13 protein-coding genes are annotated in these 15,329 nt (G+C 47.4%); 8 read left to right on the forward strand and 5 right to left on the reverse strand.

The window, feature by feature from the left end; translation table 11 throughout:
• Positions 1-35 precede the first annotated feature (35 nt).
• From nuoC to ndhC, 3 genes are read right to left on the reverse strand one after another with little or no spacing between them, the layout of a single operon-like run.
• Entirely contained in the window at positions 36-1,826 is a 1,791-nt protein-coding gene (gene nuoC, locus E8M12_RS14900; RefSeq protein ID WP_136737063.1) for an NADH-quinone oxidoreductase subunit C/D, read from the reverse strand.
• Entirely contained in the window at positions 1,823-2,461 is a 639-nt protein-coding gene (locus tag E8M12_RS14905; protein WP_136737064.1) for a NuoB/complex I 20 kDa subunit family protein, read from the reverse strand. Before E8M12_RS14905 ends, nuoC begins: the two co-directional genes overlap by 4 nt.
• A 3-nt stretch (positions 2,462-2,464) precedes the next feature.
• Positions 2,465-2,878 (reverse strand): NADH-quinone oxidoreductase subunit A, encoded by a 414-nt coding sequence (gene ndhC / locus E8M12_RS14910; protein ID WP_246034173.1) that lies wholly within the window; start codon positions 2,876-2,878, stop codon positions 2,465-2,467.
• Between the two features lie 511 nt (positions 2,879-3,389).
• On the opposite strand from ndhC, the gene E8M12_RS14915 reads away from it, so the two are divergent.
• Positions 3,390-3,659 (forward strand): CBU_0592 family membrane protein, encoded by a 270-nt coding sequence (locus E8M12_RS14915; protein WP_136737065.1) that lies wholly within the window; start codon positions 3,390-3,392, stop codon positions 3,657-3,659.
• A 521-nt stretch (positions 3,660-4,180) separates the two neighbouring features.
• Here E8M12_RS14915 and E8M12_RS14920 read toward each other — a convergent pair.
• The gene (locus tag E8M12_RS14920) at positions 4,181-6,574 is read right to left on the reverse strand and encodes a Lon protease family protein (protein WP_136737066.1); all 2,394 of its coding nucleotides are present in this window, start codon (positions 6,572-6,574) and stop codon (positions 4,181-4,183) included.
• Positions 6,575-6,684: 110 nt separating this feature from the next.
• A complete protein-coding gene (locus tag E8M12_RS14925) occupies positions 6,685-7,170 on the reverse strand; it encodes a zinc ribbon-containing protein (protein WP_136737067.1) in 486 nt (161 codons plus the stop codon).
• A 530-nt stretch (positions 7,171-7,700) separates the two neighbouring features.
• On the opposite strand from E8M12_RS14925, the gene leuS reads away from it, so the two are divergent.
• The 7 genes from leuS to mrdA all read left to right on the forward strand — a co-directional run bounded on the left by leuS (position 7,701) and on the right by mrdA (position 15,295).
• Entirely contained in the window at positions 7,701-10,280 is a 2,580-nt protein-coding gene (gene leuS, locus E8M12_RS14930; RefSeq protein WP_136737068.1) for a leucine--tRNA ligase, read from the forward strand.
• Complete coding sequence (locus E8M12_RS14935; protein WP_136737069.1) at positions 10,280-10,783, forward strand: LPS-assembly lipoprotein LptE; 504 nt, start codon at positions 10,280-10,282, stop codon at positions 10,781-10,783. Before leuS ends, E8M12_RS14935 begins: the two co-directional genes overlap by 1 nt.
• Positions 10,784-11,839: a DNA polymerase III subunit delta gene (gene holA / locus E8M12_RS14940; protein WP_136737070.1), complete on the forward strand. Its 1,056-nt coding sequence runs from the start codon at positions 10,784-10,786 to the stop codon at positions 11,837-11,839. It begins immediately after the preceding gene.
• A complete protein-coding gene (nadD, locus tag E8M12_RS14945; RefSeq protein WP_136737071.1) occupies positions 11,839-12,474 on the forward strand; it encodes a nicotinate-nucleotide adenylyltransferase in 636 nt (211 codons plus the stop codon). Before holA ends, nadD begins: the two co-directional genes overlap by 1 nt.
• Before the next feature lie 61 nt (positions 12,475-12,535).
• Entirely contained in the window at positions 12,536-12,859 is a 324-nt protein-coding gene (gene rsfS, locus E8M12_RS14950) for a ribosome silencing factor (RefSeq protein WP_136737072.1), read from the forward strand.
• 6 nt (positions 12,860-12,865) lie between these two features.
• Positions 12,866-13,336 carry a 23S rRNA (pseudouridine(1915)-N(3))-methyltransferase RlmH gene (gene rlmH / locus E8M12_RS14955; RefSeq protein WP_136737073.1) on the forward strand — a complete coding sequence of 157 codons (471 nt, stop codon included), beginning with the start codon at positions 12,866-12,868 and terminating at the stop codon, positions 13,334-13,336.
• A gap of 3 nt (positions 13,337-13,339) precedes the next feature.
• Positions 13,340-15,295 carry a penicillin-binding protein 2 gene (gene mrdA / locus E8M12_RS14960; protein ID WP_136737074.1) on the forward strand — a complete coding sequence of 652 codons (1,956 nt, stop codon included), beginning with the start codon at positions 13,340-13,342 and terminating at the stop codon, positions 15,293-15,295.
• Positions 15,296-15,329: the final 34 nt, after the last annotated feature.

A 15,329-nucleotide genomic window follows, 5' to 3' on the forward strand; every position in this document is an offset into this window, starting at 1 on the left:
TTCCTTATTAAATTACTCAGCATGTTAATATGTGCTCATCGGTCTACGTCAGCCATGACGTAGTCGATGCTCCCTAATGTTGCGATCAGGTCGGCCACCATCTGCCCTCTTGAGATCAGCGGCAGCATTTGCAAATGCGCGAAAGAAGGTGTGCGGATGCGGGTACGATAACTGACCGTCGAGCCATCGCTGATCAGGTGATAGGCCATAATGCCCTTGGTGGCTTCCACCGAGACACTGACCTCGCCTGGCGGAATTACCGGTCCCCAGGACACATTGACAAAATGCGGAATCAGGGTATCGATATCTTCCATGGTATAGCGCTTATCTGGCGGCGTAGTTTGCGGGTGTTCGGCTTTGTAAGGCCCTTCAGGCATATTATTCAGGCATTGTTCAATAATACGGATACTCTGCCGCATTTCTTCCACCCGAACCCGGCAGCGGTCGTAACAGTCGCCTTTGTGACCAACCGGTACTTCAAATTCAAATTGCTCGTAACCGCCATATGGACGTTGCTTGCGTAAATCCCAGGAATATCCTGTGGCTCTTAATCCTGGTCCTGTCACGCCATATTCGATCGCTTCTTTGCTGGTATAGGCGCCGACATCAACCGTACGTGCTTTTAACAGACGGTTTTGCATAACCATCTTTTCATACTCATCGAGGCGTTTCGGCAGATAATTTACATATTCACGTACCAGGGTGTCCCAGCCTTTGGGCAGGTCCATGGCAACACCGCCAATACGAAAATAGCTGGGATGCATGCGGGCGCCGGTAAATGCTTCGACAATGGCAAATAGTTTTTCCCTGTCGATAAACATATAAAAAATCGGGGATAGTGCACCGACATCCTGGGCGAAGGTGCCATAAAACAGCAGGTGGCTGAGGATCCTGAAAATTTCTGCCATCATGATGCGAATAACCCGGGCCCGTTCGGGCACCTCGATACCGGCGAGCTGTTCAACCGCCATCACATAAGGAAAATTATTCATTACCCCGCCGAGGTAATCGATGCGATCCGTGTAGGGGATGTAACTATGCCAGGACTGGCGTTCACCCATTTTTTCTGCACCGCGATGGTGATAACCAATATCGGGGACACAATCGATAATTTCTTCCCCTTCCATTTGCAACACGATACGAAACGCACCATGTACAGAAGGATGATTGGGACCCAGGTTTAAAAAGGTAAAGTCTGCGTCTTTACTTTGTCGTTTCATCCCCCAGTCTTCGGGACGAAACTTCAATGCCTGTTGTTCAATTTCCTGTTGTTTGTCGGATAAGGTAAATGGATCCATCTCCGTCGCCCTGGCGGGATGGTCTTTCAATAATGGGTGTCCCACCCAGGTCGGTGGCATCAGAATCCGGGCCAGGTGCGGATGACTATTAAAGCGTATGCCAAACATATCCCAGGCTTCGCGTTCATACCAATTAGCGTTTGCCCAGATACCACAAATGCTGTCCACGGTTTTGTCGGTTTCTGCTAAGGCAACCTTAATGCGAATATCCTGGTTACGGGACATCGAACGCAGGTGATAGACCAGGGTAAAATCCTTACATTGTTCGGCCAGTTTCTGATCACGCACGCGTTCATCAACGGCAAACAGGTCAAAACACATATCAAAGCCATTGGGAAGTTGATGTTTTAACAATTGCATCAGGGTAAGCAGCTGGGATTTAGCCAGCCAATAGGTTTCAATGTGATCGCTGAGCTTTTGTTGCGACAGCGCCAGTTCGGCATTGATGTGGGTGATTTCATCGGCCAGGTTAAAGTCCTGACCGGGGTGCCAGTCACGGATATCTTTTAAATGGTTGGCCTGATTCATATCTGGTCAGGCTCCTGTAAGTTTTTAACATGAATGCGATGTTGATGTTTAATGTCGCGCAGGGAAGGTTTGGCAATTTCCTGAACACCCTGCTCACCCACCACATAGCTCAGGGGTCTTGGCTGATGGGCAATCTTTTCCTGTAACAACAATAAACCTTCCAGCAATGCCTCTGGACGAGGCGGACACCCGGGTACGTACACATCCACCGGAATAAATTTATCCACGCCCTGGACCACAGAGTAGATATCATACATGCCACCGGAATTGGCACAGGATCCCATGGAGATAATCCATTTGGGTTCGAGCAGTTGATCGTATAAATGGCGAATCACCGGCGCCATTTTGCGAAAACAGGTTCCAGATATCACCATCAAATCCGCCTGACGTGGCGTCGCGCGGATCACTTCTGCGCCAAAGCGGGCGATATCATGACGTGAGGTAAAGCTGGTAGCCATTTCCACATAACAACAGGACAAGCCAAAATTAAAGGGCCAGATCGAGTTTTTCCGTCCCCAGTTAACCATGTCGTCAAGTTTGGCGAACAGTACCGAACGTTTTAAATCCTGTTCCGCTATCTGCTTAGACTGACCCATTTGTCGACCCAGTTCGGCTTTGGTGAGTGACCATTCCATTAGTTATTGCCTCACTCGTGCTGGACGGTGCTTGTGGATCAACTCCAATGCGCCAATGCGCCACAAATAAATAAGTGCCGCCAGTAAGATAGTGATAAAAATGCTCGCTTCAATAAAACCCGCCATGCCACTCTCATCAAATGCTATCACCCAGGCAAACAGGAAAATGGTTTCCAGGTCGAAAATGACAAAGAATATGGCGTATAGAAAGAAATGATTGGTAAACCGGGTTTTCGGTGCATCAACGGCAATAATGCCCGACTCATAGGGCGTATGAGTGTGGCGACGACGAGTTTTCGGGCCGAGAAACATAGCCAGTGCCATCATCGCCACCAATAGCAGTACCAAAATCACAAAGTAGCTCGCGATTGGCCAGAGTTGATCGAAATTGCTTGTTACAGGGTTATTTGTTGTCACGCCGGATCCCACCTTAAACGATAGACAACCGAACCTGTAAACAACGTAGGCGACAAACTATCTTGACCAATTGCCAGAGCGGCAATCAGTCGGTTAATTGTTCTTGCTTAAAGAATAGACAAAAAATCGAAAAAGCAACAAGTTAGGACGCAGAAACCAGAGATGAGAAACGATAGGCTGGAATGCTAAGCTTAAAGCGGTAAGCTGTAAGCTGTAGGCTGTAAGCTGTAGGCTGTAAGCTGTAAGCTGTAGCCTCTAGGCGGTAAGCGGCTTTATCTTTGGTATGGTCGTTTTCACTTTACGGTCAGCCGTATTGAATAGCAAGGATGTTCGTTTTTTATGCAGAATAATGGCCAACCCCCTATCAATCCCCCATAGAAATGAGATAGAATCCCGCTCCTGCCAGAAGGAAAATCACGTTCGTTGATTTGGTCAAGTCTCCATGGAACCGCGCCAGTTTTATTTTACTAGCCCCTGACGGGTTAACTATTTAACTAATAACGGAGACTTTATGTCAATTTCTCTTGTTGCCGATATTATCGGTATGCTTGGCACCGCTGCGGTCGTATTAGCGTTCTTCCTGATCCAGTTAGAAAAAATTAACCCCAAAGGTTTACAGTACAATTTATTAAACCTGGTTGGGGCAATATTGTTACTGATCAGCCTGTGTATTAATTTCAACCTTGCTAGTTTTGTCATTGAAATTTTCTGGATTGCGGCATCCTTGGTTGGGATAGTTAAATATCATCAGAGACGACAGTTAGTAACCGCTGAGCAATAACCCCGCAACTGCCATAACTTCATATTTGTGACTATTTGACAGTTGAATACATCTTCCGTCATCCCTTGCTATAACAGGGGATGACAGCGGATAACTTAGAGAAAGTGATAAGTTCAGCAGCTGCAATTCGCTCTTTACCGCCATCCAATCCCGGAACAAGCCATACTAACCTGGTTCCGATTTTATGCCTTCTACATACGAAAAACCTGTTCACTTAGCACGATTAATTATTCTATCTGTCAAATAGATGTATAAGTGCTGTATCAGTAAAACCGTACAAATCAGAGCGACAGTTGCTGTCGGGTAAAGAAGTAAACCTAACTTGGCTTCGTAGCCAATATAGGCAAACACCGCACAAATGATGCCTGCGACACTTTCTAATACAACCTGCTCTGTTCGAGTTTTTATATTTAGATTTACGGGCCTGATATACCTTTTAAATGCCAATGTTATTTTTCCATACAGGCTAATGTTAATTCCATTTAGTTCTCAGTCGATACCAGGGCAAACACCCGACAACCCTATTCTTCGTCTGAGCCGTTGATCATCTGCGACAGGCTTGCCAGTTTAGCCAGCGCCTGGCCATGCACGGATTTTCGCGGATAGTCGCCACCACGGCGTCGTTCCCCGGCTTCAATGCCTAATAATATCTCCAGTGCCTGGTCAATATTTTCAACCGCATAGATATGAAATTTTCCTTGCTCTACCGCTTCAATAACGTCCGCATTCAGCATTAAATTGATGGTATTGGTCTTAGGAATAATTACCCCTTGGGTACCGGTCAGGCCTTTGTCGTGACAAAGTCTGTAGAAGCCCTCAATTTTTTCATTTACGCCACCAATGGACTGCACTTCACCGTGCTGATTAATCGAACCGGTCACGGCAATATCCTGGCGCACGGGTAAGTGGGTGATCGCTGAAATTAGAGCGCACAGCTCCGCCATCGAGGCACTGTCACCATCGATGTGACCGTAGGATTGCTCAATGGCAATATTCGCCGAAATCGATAATGGGAATCCCTGACCATATTTGTGGCCGAGATAACCGATAAGTAGTAACACCCCTTTTGAATGGATTGATTTGCCTAACTCGGCTTCCCGTTCGATATCGGTGACTCCTTGCGACCCCGCATAAACGGTCGCAGAGATACGAGCCGGCGTACCAAACACTGAATCACCAATCTCTAACACCGTTAAGCCATTGATTTTGCCGACCGCATCACCGTCGGTGGAGATCAACACCTGCTCTTCTTTTATCTCCTGCAACCAGGCTTCACTTAACTGTCCGGTTCGCCGGGCTTTGGCCTGCAAAGCACTATGAACATCCTGCTCTTCTATCTCACCGGTTTTACCCTGTTTCTGATAATGAAAATGCGCTTCATCGAGCAGATCATTAATCTGGGTAATATTTGCCGACAGTTTTTGCTGGTGTTCCGCGCGACGCAGAGAATAACGAACCAGGTAAGCGACGGCTTTATCACTGATTTCAGGGTAATTCATTTTTACCCCATGCTGACGAATTAACGTTGCATAGGCGCTCAGGTTGTCCGGATTGTTGACCACGTGACGGTCGAAGTCCGCTAATACCCGAAACAACTCAGTAAATTCCTGATCATATTCTTGCAGGGTGTAATACAATTCAGCATTGCCTAACAACACAACCTTGACCTGAACCGGAATTTTTTCCGGGGCCAGGGTAATACTGCTACCGTGCGATAATTCAGCATAGGGGTGTTCAATCGTCAGTTCGCCAGTTTTTAATGCCAGCTTTAAGTGGGCCCAAACCATCGGTTGCGCCAGTAATTTTTCGACATCGAGTAGCAAGAATCCACCATTGGCGCGATGCAATGCACCGGCACGTATCAACCGATAATTGGTGTACACCGCTCCCTGAACCGCAGTGTAATCAATGCTGCCAAACAGGTTCTGGAATGTTGGGTTTTGTTCATAAACGACGGGCGCGCCTTTATCCGGTTCCCTCGCCACCAACAAGTTAGGCATAAACCGCTCAACCATCAGTTTACGACTGGCTTTATCATCTCGGATCTCGTTGCCATCATCGACAAGAATATCCAGTACCGCTTCGGTTAAATGGCCTTTGACATCGTGAAGGTATTTTAAAATCCCCAGGTTGCTGGCAAATTCCCGCTCCAGTTCTTTTAGCAGCGGACGGATCGTTTGTTCAGCAGTATCATGCTTTAGTTGTCGCAACTGCACACTGGACTCGCGTTTCCATAATGGCAGTTCCAACAGGGTTTCACTCAGTAATGTCTCTAATTCCGCCAGCAGTTGGTAAAAATCGGTGCGTTCTTGTTCCGATAGCTTTGAAAAATCTTTATCATTGAGTGGCTTACCATCGACCAGGGGAGCAAAACTAATTTCCCCTTTCTCTTCATACACAGCGACATTTTTACTCAGCGCGAAGGCCTCGACTTGTTCAATCGCACTGTCGTATTTCTCATTGAAATCTCGGTCAATCGCCGCCTTGCGTCGCTGGTAGCCGGGGTTATCAAAAATCTCCGGAAACAATCCCAGCAGGTCATCGATTAAGTCCGACATTTTATCGAGCAGTAACTTGCCTTCACCGGGATTCAGATATAGCTTTTTCGGTGCCTGAACATCTTCAAAATTGTTGATATAACACCATTCTTCCGAGGGGTGTTGTTGCGATGCATACTGGTGCAACATTTGCCGGATTAACGTTTGCCGACCGGTTCCATGTTCACCTTTTGCATAGACGTTGAAGCCTTTTGACGGCATCGACAGGCCAAATTCGAGCGCTTCTTTGGCGCGATCGTGGCCAATAAAAGACTGGGTTTTCTGCTGGTCTACCTGGCTCTCGCTAAACAGGATAGATGAGATTTGTGCGCACAGCGCGTTAGCTGGAACTTTTCGCTCGTTTATTTTTATTGTCATGAAATGCTGAGTACCTGATACAAGTTACAAAAATATTACTCAGTGCCAGTGTAAACCCAGCAAAGCGTCAAAGACAATGATTTAGCGAGAATTTATAGCCCTTATACCCTTTAAGGCGATAACGGTAAACGCTCGAACTCTTTGCCACCGCATTTAACACAGGGAATGATGGTGGATGCATGCAGCACTTCAATTTGGTGATCGCAGCCTACACAGCGCAGCTGGCCAAAGCCAATTAACTCACCACTATGGTAAATTCCTTTATGTTCAAAGTCCTGTTCCAGTTCGCTCCACTCTACCTGCGTTTTATCGGTCATTTGTGCCAATTGCGACCACAGGCTTTCCCGCAGGTTTTTTAAATATATGCTTTGATCGGCCTGTTGGCGGTTCTCCTCGATAAACTGGCGCAGGTCGTTTTTAAATGCCTGCAATGACAATTGATACTCATTCACGGATAGGTCTTCGGCTGCCTCAAGGTACTCTTCGCCCTTCTCAATCAGTTTGGCTACCGTTTTCTGCTCTTCGTCTCGCAACTCAGAAAACCACTTCGACAACTTGTCATAAAAGTTCTGATAACTGGAATTTTTCTCACTCATTTGCCACTCCTGCACTGGGTTTAATACCAATCACATTAAATTATTGCTCACTCAGTGAGAATTTAAAGGCGTTTAGACAAGGCTTTGATTGCAGAGAATGGTCATTCCATTGTCAAAATCAGTAACGCAGGATAAACGCCTTTAAAACTCACCCGTAGGGAGTTTGTCAGAGGCCCATTTACGGCCCTACATTTCATTAATATAGAATGACTATATCAATGAAATCTATGTTGTAACTGAACTTCTGCCCTAACTCTGAGTTGTGCACAAACCTAATGTGATTGGTATAAATCACCGGAATTAACGATTTCTCCGTTACACCTGATAAAAGTATAGTTAACAGGAATGCACGCTTGTTGTTAGCAAGGGTTATAAGGTATTCTATAGCACAAATTTTTTATTGTTCGACCGTCGCCTGAAATGGAGTTGCAAACTGGGTTCCGATGAATCCTGGCGCTTCATCTACGCTATGCTGTTAGACATAGCGGTTAGACTTACACGACTGTCACCAAGATGTTTGAGAATCATTGATGGAATCTACCTATAATCCCCAAGCCATTGAGCAAGATATCCAAAAATACTGGACCGAAAATAATACCTTTGCAGCTAAAGAAAAGCCGGGACAGGAAAAGTTTTATTGTTTATCCATGTTCCCTTACCCAAGCGGTCGCCTGCATATGGGGCATGTGCGCAATTACACTTTAGGTGATGTGATCAGTCGCTACCAGCGCCTGCAGGGCAAAAACGTATTGCAACCTATGGGTTGGGATGCCTTTGGCCTGCCTGCTGAAAATGCGGCGATTAAAAATAAAACCGCGCCGGCAAAATGGACTTATCAGAACATCGATTACATGCGCGACCAGCTAAAATCGCTGGGCTTTGGCTACGACTGGGATCGCGAGTTCGCAACCTGTCGTAAAGAGTATTATCGCTGGGAGCAATGGTTCTTTACCAAACTTCACGAAAAAGGCCTGGTTTATAAAAAGAATGCTACGGTTAACTGGGACCCGGTTGACCAGACCGTATTGGCCAATGAACAGGTTATCGATGGTCGCGGCTGGCGCTCTGGCGCTTTGGTTGAGCGCAAGGAAATCCCCCAGTGGTTTATCAAGATCACCGACTATGCGGAAGAGCTGTTAAATGATTTGGATCAGTTAGAAGGCTGGCCGGAACAGGTTAAAACCATGCAGCGCAACTGGATTGGTCGTTCTGAAGGCGTGGAAATGACGTTCCAGGTTGCCGACAGTGATGAGAGCTTTGATATTTACACAACTCGCCCCGACACCCTGATGGGCGTCACCTATGTAGCATTGGCTGCGCAACATCCGTTGGCACTTGCCGCTGCGAAAAGCAACCCGCAATTGCAGGCATTTATTGATGAATGCAAGAACAACAAGGTTGCCGAAGCCGATATGGCGACGATGGAAAAAGCAGGGGTCGATACGGGCTTAAAGGCCGTACACCCGATTACCGGTGAACTGGTTAGCGTCTGGGCGGCGAACTTCGTATTAATGGATTACGGTTCAGGTGCGGTTATGTCCGTTCCAGGCCATGATCAACGCGACTGGGAATTCGCTAAGAAATATGACTTACCAATAAAGCAGGTTATCGCCAGCGATGAGGTGAATATTGCCGATGCGGCAATTACCGAAAAAGGCACATTGATTAACTCCGGAGAGTTTGATGGCCTGGATTTTGAGCAGGCTTTTAAAGCCATCTCAGAGACGTTAAGCGCTCAGGGCAAAGGCAAAGTTACAGTCAATTATCGTTTACGTGACTGGGGCGTTTCCCGTCAACGCTACTGGGGTACACCTATCCCGATGCTGAATCTGGAAAATGGTGAATCCGTGCCGGTTCCTGCAGACCAACTACCGGTGGAATTACCGGAAGACGTCGTCATGGATGGCGTAACTTCGCCGATTAAGGCGGACCCGGAATGGGCGAAAACCACCTATCAGGGCCAGGCGGCGTTCCGTGAAACCGATACCTTTGATACCTTTATGGAATCCTCCTGGTACTATGCTCGCTATGCAGATCCAGCAAACCAGGAAGCCATGTTAGACCCGGAGAAAGCCAATTACTGGTTGCCGGTGGATCAATACATCGGTGGCATTGAGCATGCCATATTGCATTTATTGTATGCGCGCTTCTTCCACAAGTTGTTGCGTGATGTTGGCCTGGTCGATTCTGACGAACCATTCAAGAGCTTATTATGCCAAGGCATGGTACTGGCAGATACCTTCTATCGTGAAGAAGAAAACGGTGCCAAGCACTGGTATTCGCCTAGCGATGTCGACGTTGAGCGCGATGAAAAAGGCCAGGTCGTAAAAGCGGTTTGTAAAACGGATGGTCAGGAAGTGCAATCGGCTGGCATGAGCAAGATGTCAAAGTCAAAGAACAATGGTATTGACCCACAGTCGGTCATTGATCTTTACGGTGCCGATACCGTGCGTTTGTTTATCATGTTTACAGCGCCACCGGAGCAAACCCTGGAGTGGTCTGATGCCGGTGTTGAAGGCGCACATCGATTCCTGAAAAGGGTTTGGAAACTGGTATTCGACTATCACCAGGCAGCGACCTCGGCAGACTTAACTGGCCAATTAAATTTCACCAGTGCTCACAAAAACCTGCGTCGTGACTTGCACAAGACCATTGCTAAGGTAACCGATGATATTGGCCGTCGTAATACGTTTAACACCGCGATCGCCGCCATCATGGAGCTGATGAACACCCTGGCCAAGGCTAAACTGGAGTCGGCAGAAGATATTGCAGTAATGAAAGAAGCCGTGCAGGCTATCGTGGTCATGTTAACGCCGATCACCCCTCACCTTGGTCATCACTTATGGCTATTAGTCGGTGACGGCAAGGCGGTTGAAGATGCGCAGTGGCCTCAGGTAGACAAGGATGCGCTGGTCGAAGACGAGAAACTGGTGATCGTTCAGGTTAATGGTAAATTACGTTGTAAAATTACGGTTGCCGCCGATGCGACTCAAGAAGATGTTGAAAAACTGGCGTTTTCACAGGAGAATGTGGTTAAGTTCACTGACGGTAAAACCGTGCGCAAAATTATTTACGTACCGGGCAAACTGTTAAACATCGTTGCCAATTAATGAAGAATAATATTATAAAACGTTCATTATTACCCTTGATGTTGATGGCCACGGCGCTGCTAAGCGCCTGTGGCTTTCAGCTGCGGGGGTCTTACCTACTGCCTCAGGAATTGCAAACCCTGTATCTCAGCTCCACCGATGTGCACGGTGAACTGACCCGACTGGTTCGTCAGAATCTGCAGGTCAATAACATTGAAGTATTAAAGCAACAGAGCAGTGAAGCACCAGAATTACGAATTCTTAATGATAGCCTTGATCGCCGTACCCTGTCGTTGTTTGAAAACGGCCAGGTGGCGGAATATGAGTTGACCTACACGGTTCGCTACGAGATCCGTATGCAGGGTAAAGAAAAGCAAGACTTTAAGTTTGAGATTTATCGAAACTATCAGGATAACCCGGATGCCGCCCTGGCAAAAAGCCGCGAACTCACCTTGTTACGCAAGGAAATGCGCATTGAAGCGGCCGACCGTATCCTTCGCAACATGGCCTCTATCACATTGTAAATGCGTATCTACCATAGCCAACTTAACCAACAACTCAGTAAACCATTACTGCATTTCTGGTTGATCTTCGGAGATGAGCCCTGGCAAAAAAATGACGCCCTTGAGCAAATAAAATCGGTAGCGGCAACGCAAGGATTCAGCGAAGTTATCCGCTTTAGTAGCGAAGATAATTTTGACTGGTCAGAAGTGATGGAGGAATACCAGTCCCTGTCGCTCTTTGCCAGTCAACGCATTCTCGAAATCGACATTGGCGCCGCCAGGCTTGATGAACGTGGCACTCAGGTACTGAATGATATCGCCGCCATTGATCACCCGGATGTTATGCTGATTTTGCATGGACAAAAGCTTGACGCCGCCATTCCCCGCAAGAAATGGTTTAAGAACCTGGATAGCAAAGGTTGTTACATTCCGGTCTATGAGCTCGAAGGCAAAGGCCTCAACATCTGGCTCAATCAGCAAATTAAAGCGCAAAGAATACAGTTGGCGCCCCAGGGACAGGCGATGCTGGCGGACTGTTATGCCGGTAATTTGCCGGGACTGTATCAGGAATTACAGAAACTCGCGATTCTTTATCCAAACCGGCCAATTACCCCAGCTGAGCTTGAATCGCTGTTGATTGATCAGGCGAAGTTTACCCCGTTTCAGCTGACCGATACCCTATTGGCGGGCAATATCAAACAATGCATGCACATTTTGACCCAGATGAAGCACGAAGGTGTCGCCGTTGGCCAATTGATTTGGACCCTGCATAAAGAGCTGACCCAGTTACAGGGTATGCATATTCGTCTGCAGCAGGGACAATCCAGTGCCGACATTTTTCAGCACTTTAAAGTTTGGGAAAAGAAGAAACCACTTTATCAAAACGCCCTGAACCGAACCTCTCTGGCTAATATTCAGCTCGCCAGGTCAAGATTGGCAAAAGTGGATTTGCTTAGCAAAACCGATACCGAACTCGACGCATTCCTGTTACTCGCCGATGTCTGCCTGGCAATCTTCCATGGTGAAGTGCTGGAACACTATCCACTCGAATCATCTCCAGTGAGTACGGTGTTGTAATGACTGAGAAATCAGAGCTGGGAATCTTCGGTGGTACCTTTGATCCCATTCATTATGGGCATATAAAACCGGTTCAGGAAGCGGCAAAAAAATTGTCGATAGCAAAGGTGTATTTGCTTCCCAATCAACAACCGGTGCACAAGCCAAACGCCAGTGCCGATAGCGACCAACGTCTTGCCATGCTGCGCCTGGTATGCGCCGAGTACCCGATGTTTTCACTGGATACCCGTGAGCTCGAGCGCCCGGAAAAATCCTACTCGCTGTTAACCTTGCAGGAACTGGTTGCCCAGCATCCAGGACGGCGCATCTATTTTTTTATCGGCATGGACTCATTAAACACATTGCCAGACTGGTACCAGAGCGAGCGATTATTTGATTACTGTCATTTCGTCGTGACCCGGCGTCCGGGTCATCCCCTGGCACCAGCGGTACAATCAAAATTTGCCCATCGAATTATCGAAACCCCCCAACAGCCCCCCAAAAATGAAACAGGCAACATCCTGATATTTGATACAAATCAGGTAGATGTATCGTCGACCAGGATCCGTCAATATCTGCGCCAGCAATGCAGTATTGAACAGCTGATGCCAGCAGCCGTTGCCGCTTATATTAATGCGGAAAAACTTTATCAATAGCCTGTAACTTGCTGACGGTTCACGTTAGAATTGAGGCAACGTTTTATATAGGAATAGACTTTTGCAAACAGAACAACTCCTACCTTTTGTGATCGAACAACTTGAAGAAATTAAAGCCCGGGATATCGTTACCCTTGATGTGAGGGGCAAAGCCAGTTTTACCGACTATATGGTGGTCTGCTGTGGTAATTCCACTCGTCATGTAAAATCGATTGCTGAACACCTGGCGTTAGAAATCAAGAAACAGGAAGTTGAAGTGTTGGGTATTGAAGGCACAGATATTGGTGAATGGGCGTTGATCGATCTCGGTGATATCGTAGTTCATGTGATGACCGATGAAGTTCGCGATCTTTACCAACTCGAAAAACTCTGGGCTGGCGAGTAACCGTTTATGCGCATCACCCTCATTGCCGTGGGCAATAAAATGCCGGCCTGGATCGCCCAGGGATTTGCCGAGTATGCACGGCGATTCCCACGCGACATCAGTTTTGAACTGATTGAAATTACTCCGGGCAAGCGCGGCAAAAATGCCGATATTGCCCGTATTCTCGAAAAAGAGGGTGAACAAACCATGGCTGCAGTTCCGAAAGGTAGTCGCGTCGTAACCCTGGAAGTGGAAGGTAAGCCCTGGACGACACCACAACTGGCCAAGCAACTTTCAAGTTGGCAAATGGATGGCAGGGACGTCGCTCTTTTGGTCGGCGGCCCGGAAGGTCTTGCGCCACAATGCCTTCAGGCCTCAGAACAAAAATGGTCGTTATCGCCGTTAACACTGCCCCACCCTATGGTACGGGTGATGGTCGCGGAAAGTCTCTACCGCGCCTGGAGCATCAATAACAACCACCCATATCACCGGGAGTAGGATATGGCGAGAGAGAGGGTAACGATCAGAAACCACACCGCGGAAGCAAATTTATTTGCCCGTCGGGCGCTGATCACTTTCATTGGTGTAATCGCCTTGGTACTAGTTTTACTGAGCAACGTTTATCAGCTGGAAATTAAGTCCTACCAGAAATATAAAACCCGCTCTAATGAAAACCGCATCAAGTTATTACCCGTTGCCCCAAACCGTGGCCTGATTTATGACCGTAATGGCGTTTTATTGGCAGAAAACGTGCCGGTATTCTCGCTTTCTATCATTCCAGAGCAGGTCAAGGATATAGATAACACCCTGTCTGAATTAGCCAAAATTATTGATATTAGTGATGAGCAACTGCAAGATTTTCGCGAAAGTATGCGTGCCCATCGCCGATTCAAACCAGTGGAACTGATTTCCCGCCTGGATGAAAAGCAGGTTGCTACACTGTCGGTAAACCAGCACTTATTTCCCGGAATCGTGGTCGATGCCCGCCTGAAACGCTATTACCCGTTTGCTGATCTCACCACTCATAGCCTTGGCTATGTTGCGCGTATCAATCGCAATGATTTAGCAAACCTTGAACTGCTGGGTAAAGTGGAAAATTACAAAGCCACTCGTGATATCGGCAAACTGGGGCTGGAAAAATTTTATGAAGAGCAATTGCATGGCACCATAGGTCACCAGGAAGTTGAGGTGAATAATCAGGGTCGAATACTGCGCACCCTGAACTATACCCCGCCAGTTCCGGGTAATGATCTGCATCTTACCCTGGACATTGAATTACAGATGATTGCCAAACGGGCTCTGGATGGCAAACGTGGTGCTGTAGTAGCGTTGGATCCGCGTGATGGTGGTGTCCTAGCTTTGTATTCTAACCCCAGTTATGACGGTAATTTATTTGTCCATGGTATATCCAGCAAAGAATACCAAAAACTGCAGAACCGTAACCGCCCGCTAATTAACAGGGCGACCAAAGGAACCTACCCCCCTGCTTCAACCATTAAACCGTTTCTTGGCCTGTTAGGCCTGGATGAAAACCTGATTTATCCAGGCACCAAAATCTGGGATCCGGGTTTTTATCAAATAAAGAATGGCACCCGTAAATATCGCGATCACCTGCGCTGGGGCCATGGTTGGGTAACGCTGAATGAAGCGATTATGCGCTCGTGTAATACCTTTTTCTATGACCTGTCATACAAGCTCGGTGTTGACCGCATCTCTGACACCATGGCGAAATTCGGCTTCGGTGAAACCTCAGGCCTGGATATTCACGAAGAGAGTCCGGCGATCCTGCCAAGTCGTGGCTGGAAACGCGCTCGCTATAACCAGCCCTGGTATCATGGTGATACGGTAAACATTGGCATTGGCCAGGGATTCTGGACCGTCACCCCAATGCAACTGGCTCAGGCAACGTCGATTCTTGTCAATAAGGGGCAGGTCAAGGAGCCACATTTTCTGGCAGCAACCCAGTTACCGGCACCGGCATTAACCGCACAGACCGAAACCACGGATGCTGACCTTAATGAATCCGTTGCAAACGATCAGGCAACACTATTAGTTCCATATACGGTGAACGAAAAACCGCCTATTGAATTGAATAATCCGGAGAACTGGAACATCATCCTCAAGGCCATGCATGATACGGTGAAAAAGCCGATCGGAACGGGCTACAATGCATTTTTGAATACCGACTATGACGCTGCCGGTAAATCCGGAACCGGAGAAATTGTCGGGCTTGGCGAAGATGTGGAATACGATGCCAGCAAGATTGACGAAGATAAACGGGATAATGCGATGTTCATCGCCTTCGCTCCTTACAAAAACCCGGAAATCGTGGTTGCCGTAGCCATTGAAAACGTTGCTGCCGGAGGTGGAGGTTCTAATGCCGGGCCGGTAGCGCGGCAAATCATGGATCAGTACTTTGCCAATCGCAAACTGATCAGCAGTAATAAAGATAAATAACAAGCAGATGGCCTGTGACCTGAGACTAAATGGA

Origin of the sequence: Thalassotalea mangrovi (assembly GCF_005116735.1) — a bacterium.
Lineage (GTDB): Bacteria > Pseudomonadota > Gammaproteobacteria > Enterobacterales > Alteromonadaceae > Thalassotalea_A > Thalassotalea_A mangrovi.

Excerpts from the sequence above, each read along its gene's own strand:
- E8M12_RS14935 (WP_136737069.1), top strand. The coding sequence starts at position 10,280 with ATGAAGAATAATATTATAAAACGTTCATTATTACCCTTGATGTTGATG.
- nadD (WP_136737071.1), top strand. The coding sequence starts at position 11,839 with ATGACTGAGAAATCAGAGCTGGGAATCTTCGGTGGTACCTTTGATCCC.
- E8M12_RS14925 (WP_136737067.1), bottom strand. The coding sequence starts at position 7,170 with ATGAGTGAGAAAAATTCCAGTTATCAGAACTTTTATGACAAGTTGTCG.
- rlmH (WP_136737073.1), top strand. The coding sequence starts at position 12,866 with ATGCGCATCACCCTCATTGCCGTGGGCAATAAAATGCCGGCCTGGATC.
- nuoC (WP_136737063.1), bottom strand. The coding sequence starts at position 1,826 with ATGAATCAGGCCAACCATTTAAAAGATATCCGTGACTGGCACCCCGGT.
- holA (WP_136737070.1), top strand. The coding sequence starts at position 10,784 with ATGCGTATCTACCATAGCCAACTTAACCAACAACTCAGTAAACCATTA.
- leuS (WP_136737068.1), top strand. The coding sequence starts at position 7,701 with ATGGAATCTACCTATAATCCCCAAGCCATTGAGCAAGATATCCAAAAA.
- mrdA (WP_136737074.1), top strand. The coding sequence starts at position 13,340 with ATGGCGAGAGAGAGGGTAACGATCAGAAACCACACCGCGGAAGCAAAT.
- E8M12_RS14920 (WP_136737066.1), bottom strand. The coding sequence starts at position 6,574 with ATGACAATAAAAATAAACGAGCGAAAAGTTCCAGCTAACGCGCTGTGC.
- E8M12_RS14905 (WP_136737064.1), bottom strand. The coding sequence starts at position 2,461 with ATGGAATGGTCACTCACCAAAGCCGAACTGGGTCGACAAATGGGTCAG.
- E8M12_RS14915 (WP_136737065.1), top strand. The coding sequence starts at position 3,390 with ATGTCAATTTCTCTTGTTGCCGATATTATCGGTATGCTTGGCACCGCT.